The 3,929-nt window shown below is 63.1% G+C and carries 4 protein-coding genes; all 4 read left to right on the top strand.

What is annotated here, in order from left to right; translation table 11 throughout:
* The first annotated feature begins 131 nt into the window (after nt 1-131).
* Complete coding sequence (gene hslV / locus ACPZMI_RS02950; RefSeq protein ID WP_186665813.1) at nt 132-662, top strand: ATP-dependent protease subunit HslV; 531 nt, start codon at nt 132-134, stop codon at nt 660-662.
* A gap of 76 nt (nt 663-738) precedes the next feature.
* Nucleotides 739-2,082 carry an ATP-dependent protease ATPase subunit HslU gene (gene hslU / locus ACPZMI_RS02945; RefSeq protein WP_054894846.1) on the top strand — a complete coding sequence of 448 codons (1,344 nt, stop codon included), beginning with the start codon at nt 739-741 and terminating at the stop codon, nt 2,080-2,082.
* A gap of 153 nt (nt 2,083-2,235) precedes the next feature.
* The gene (locus ACPZMI_RS02940; protein ID WP_063546560.1) at nt 2,236-2,613 is read left to right on the top strand and encodes a gamma-butyrobetaine hydroxylase family protein; all 378 of its coding nucleotides are present in this window, start codon (nt 2,236-2,238) and stop codon (nt 2,611-2,613) included.
* A 233-nt stretch (nt 2,614-2,846) separates the two neighbouring features.
* On the top strand, nt 2,847-3,929 hold a 1,083-nt coding region (locus ACPZMI_RS02935), incomplete at its 3' end, for an alpha/beta fold hydrolase (RefSeq protein ID WP_426351634.1).

Genomic DNA, 3,929 nt, shown 5'->3' with positions numbered 1-3,929 from the left:
TGTGGGAGCGGGCTTGCCCCGCGATAGGGCCGGCACAACCACCACTCATCCCCTCAGGTTGAAATCCTTCCCCCCTCCCCCCATATGAGTCTGCAACAGGCATTTTCGCCCCGCTGCGTGGAGACTCTCTCTTGACCACCATCGTTTCTGTCCGCCGTAACGGCAAAGTCGTCATGGGCGGCGACGGCCAGGTATCCCTCGGCAACACCGTGATGAAAGGCAACGCCAAGAAGGTCCGTCGCCTGTACAACGGCGAGGTCATCGCAGGCTTTGCCGGCGCCACTGCAGACGCCTTCACCCTGTTCGAGCGCTTCGAGGCGCAACTGCAGAAGCACTCCGGGCACCTGGTGCGTGCCGCCGTCGAACTGGCCAAGGAGTGGCGCACCGATCGCTCGCTGAGCCGCCTGGAAGCCATGCTCGCCGTGGCCAACAAGGACGCCTCGCTGATCATCACCGGCAACGGTGACGTGGTCGAACCCGAGGACGGCCTGATCGCCATGGGTTCCGGTGGCGCCTACGCCCAGGCCGCAGCCCGCGCCCTGCTGAACAAGACCGATCTCTCGGCCCGCGAAATCGCCGAGACCGCACTGAATATCGCCGGTGACATCTGTGTGTTCACCAACCACAACCTGACCATCGAGGAGCAGGACCTGGCCGAGTGATCAGCTGATCTGGTGTCCCGCTCACGGCGGGACTTTTTCCCACGCTGACTCACTACGCCCAAGGACCCAATTCACCATGTCCATGACCCCCCGCGAGATCGTCCACGAACTCAACCGCCACATCATCGGCCAGGACGACGCCAAGCGTGCCGTCGCCATCGCCCTGCGCAACCGCTGGCGGCGCATGCAGCTGCCTGCCGAGCTGCGTGCCGAAGTCACCCCCAAGAACATCCTGATGATCGGCCCTACCGGCGTCGGCAAGACCGAAATCGCCCGGCGCCTGGCCAAGCTCGCCAATGCGCCGTTCATCAAGGTCGAAGCGACCAAGTTCACCGAAGTCGGCTACGTTGGCCGTGATGTCGAGTCGATCATCCGCGACCTGGCCGATGCTGCGCTGAAGATGCTGCGCGAGCAGGAAATCGTCCGTGTGCGCCACCGCGCCGAAGACGCCGCCGAAGACCGCATCCTCGATGCCCTGCTGCCGCAGGCGCGGGTCAGCAGCTTCAACGAGGAAGCCCAGCAGTCCAGCAGCGACTCCAACACCCGACAGCTGTTCCGCAAGCGCCTGCGTGAAGGCCAGCTGGACGACAAGGAAATCGAGATCGAAGTCGCCGATGCGGTGGGCGTCGAAATCGCCGCGCCGCCCGGCATGGAAGAGATGACCAACCAGCTGCAGAGCCTGTTCGCCAACATGGGCAAGGGCAAGCGCAAGGCGCGCAAGCTGAAGGTCAAGGAAGCGCTGAAGATGGTCCGTGACGAGGAGGCAAGCCGCCTGGTCAACGAGGAAGAGCTCAAGGCCAAGGCCCTGGAAGCCGTCGAGCAGCATGGCATCGTGTTCATCGACGAGATCGACAAGGTGGCCAAGCGCGGCAACGTCGGCGGCGCCGATGTGTCCCGCGAAGGCGTACAACGCGACCTGTTGCCGCTGATCGAAGGCTGCACGGTCAACACCAAGCTGGGCATGGTCAAGACCGACCACATCCTGTTCATCGCCTCCGGTGCGTTCCACCTGAGCAAGCCGAGCGACCTGGTACCGGAGCTGCAGGGCCGCCTGCCGATCCGTGTCGAGCTCAAGGCCCTGACGCCGCAGGACTTCGAGCGCATCCTCAAGGAGCCGCACGCCTCGCTCACCGAACAGTACCGCGAGCTGCTCAAGACCGAAGGCCTGAACATCGCCTTCGCCGACGAAGGCATCAAGCGCCTGGCCGAGATCGCCTTCCAGGTCAACGAGAAGACCGAGAACATCGGTGCCCGCCGCCTGCACACCCTGCTCGAGCGCCTGCTCGAAGAGGTATCGTTCAGTGCCGGCGACCTGGCCAGCGCCCATGACGAGACGCCGATCAACATCGACGCCGCCTATGTGAACAGCCACCTCGGTGAGCTGGCGCAGAACGAAGACCTGTCGCGTTACATCCTGTAATACCACCACCGCGGGCGAGCCCGCTCCCCAGGGGTCACCACAATGCCAAGGTGTAGGGTGCCCCTGTGGGAGCGGACTTGCCCGCGAATGGGCCCTTGAATCCCTCCACCAGAAGCTGGAAGCTTGTTCCATCAGCTCCCGAGAGATTCCCCCATGGCCCGCCTCCCCACCGCCATCAACCTGCACAAAGCCTCGAAAACCCTCACACTCACCTACGCCCCCGGCGAGGTCTATCACCTGCCCGCCGAGTTCCTGCGCGTGCACTCCCCCTCCGCCGAGGTCCAAGGCCACGGCAATCCCATCCTGCAATTCGGCAAGATCAACGTCGGCCTCAGCGGCCTGGAACCTGCCGGCCAATATGCCTTGAAACTGACCTTCGACGACGGCCACGACAGCGGTCTGTTCACCTGGGAATACCTCGAGCAACTGTGCCTGCGCCAGGAGCAGCTGTGGGCCGAGTACCTCGACGAACTGCACAAGGCCGGCAAATCCCGCGATCCGGTCGAGTCGGTGGTCAAGCTGATGCTCTAGGTCAAGTCTTCCAGACGTTAGAGCGCATTTTCTAATGCGTTTTGTTTGAATGACTTACAGACAGCCAATGACTGGCTGTCTTGCGCATTACATGAAAGTCGGGTAACCAATGGGGCTGGCAAGTTCCTGCATCTGTTCGTTATCACTGGTCACCCGAGCAGCAGTACCGGGCGGTCGTCTGTGTACCCGCCACAGGCAGCCGGTACTCGTCTCAGGACAACGGAGCGTCGTAGATGAGTAACAAGAACAACGATGAGCTGCAGAAACAGGCCTCGGAAAACACCCTCGGCCTGAATCCGGTCATCGGCATTCGTCGCAAGGACCTGCTGAGTTCCGCGCGCACCGTGTTGCGCCAGGCGGTGCGTCAGCCGTTGCACAGCGCCAAGCATGTGGCACATTTCGGCCTGGAGCTGAAAAACGTGCTGCTGGGCAAGTCCAGCCTGCATCCCGAGAGCGACGACCGTCGCTTCAGCGATCCGGCCTGGAGCCAGAATCCGCTCTATCGCCGCTACCTGCAGACCTACCTGGCCTGGCGCAAGGAGCTCAACGACTGGATCGCCGAGAGCGACCTGTCGCCCCAGGATGTCAGCCGCGGCCAGTTCGTCATCAACCTGATGACCGAAGCCATGGCGCCGACCAACACGCTGGCCAACCCCCAGGCGGTCAAACGCTTCTTCGAGACCGGCGGCAAGAGCCTGCTCGACGGCCTGTCCAACCTCGCCAAGGACATGGTCAACAATGGCGGCATGCCCAGCCAGGTGAACATGGAAGCCTTCGAGGTCGGCAAGAACCTCGGCACCAGCGAAGGTTCGGTGGTGTTTCGCAACGACGTGCTGGAGCTGATCCAGTACCGGCCGATCACCGAGCAGGTGCACAGCCGCCCGCTGCTGGTGGTGCCGCCACAGATCAACAAGTTCTACGTGTTCGACCTGAGCCCGGAAAAGAGCCTGGCGCGCTTCTGCCTGCGCTCCAACCAGCAGACCTTCATCATCAGTTGGCGCAACCCGACCAAGGCCCAGCGCGAGTGGGGCCTGTCGACCTACATCGACGCCCTTAAGGAAGCGGTGGACGCGGTGCTGGCGATCACCGGCGCCAAGGACCTGAACATGCTCGGTGCCTGCTCCGGCGGCATCACCTGTACCGCACTGCTGGGCCACTACGCCGCGTTGGGCGAAACCAAGGTCAACTCGCTGACCTTGCTGGTGAGCGTGCTCGACACCACGGTCGATACCCAAGTGGCCCTGTTCGTCGACGAACAGACCCTCGAAGCCGCCAAGCGCCACTCCTACCAGGCCGGCGTGCTCGAAGGCAGCGAC

It is taken from the genome of Pseudomonas wayambapalatensis, from assembly GCF_049942315.1.
Taxonomy (GTDB): Bacteria; Pseudomonadota; Gammaproteobacteria; order Pseudomonadales; family Pseudomonadaceae; genus Aquipseudomonas; species Aquipseudomonas wayambapalatensis.
The sequence above is the reverse complement of the archived record's forward strand: the minus strand, read 5'-3'. Positions and strand labels throughout refer to the sequence as shown.

Excerpts from the sequence above, each read along its gene's own strand:
- hslU (WP_054894846.1), top strand. The coding sequence starts at position 739 with ATGTCCATGACCCCCCGCGAGATCGTCCACGAACTCAACCGCCACATC.
- ACPZMI_RS02940 (WP_063546560.1), top strand. The coding sequence starts at position 2,236 with ATGGCCCGCCTCCCCACCGCCATCAACCTGCACAAAGCCTCGAAAACC.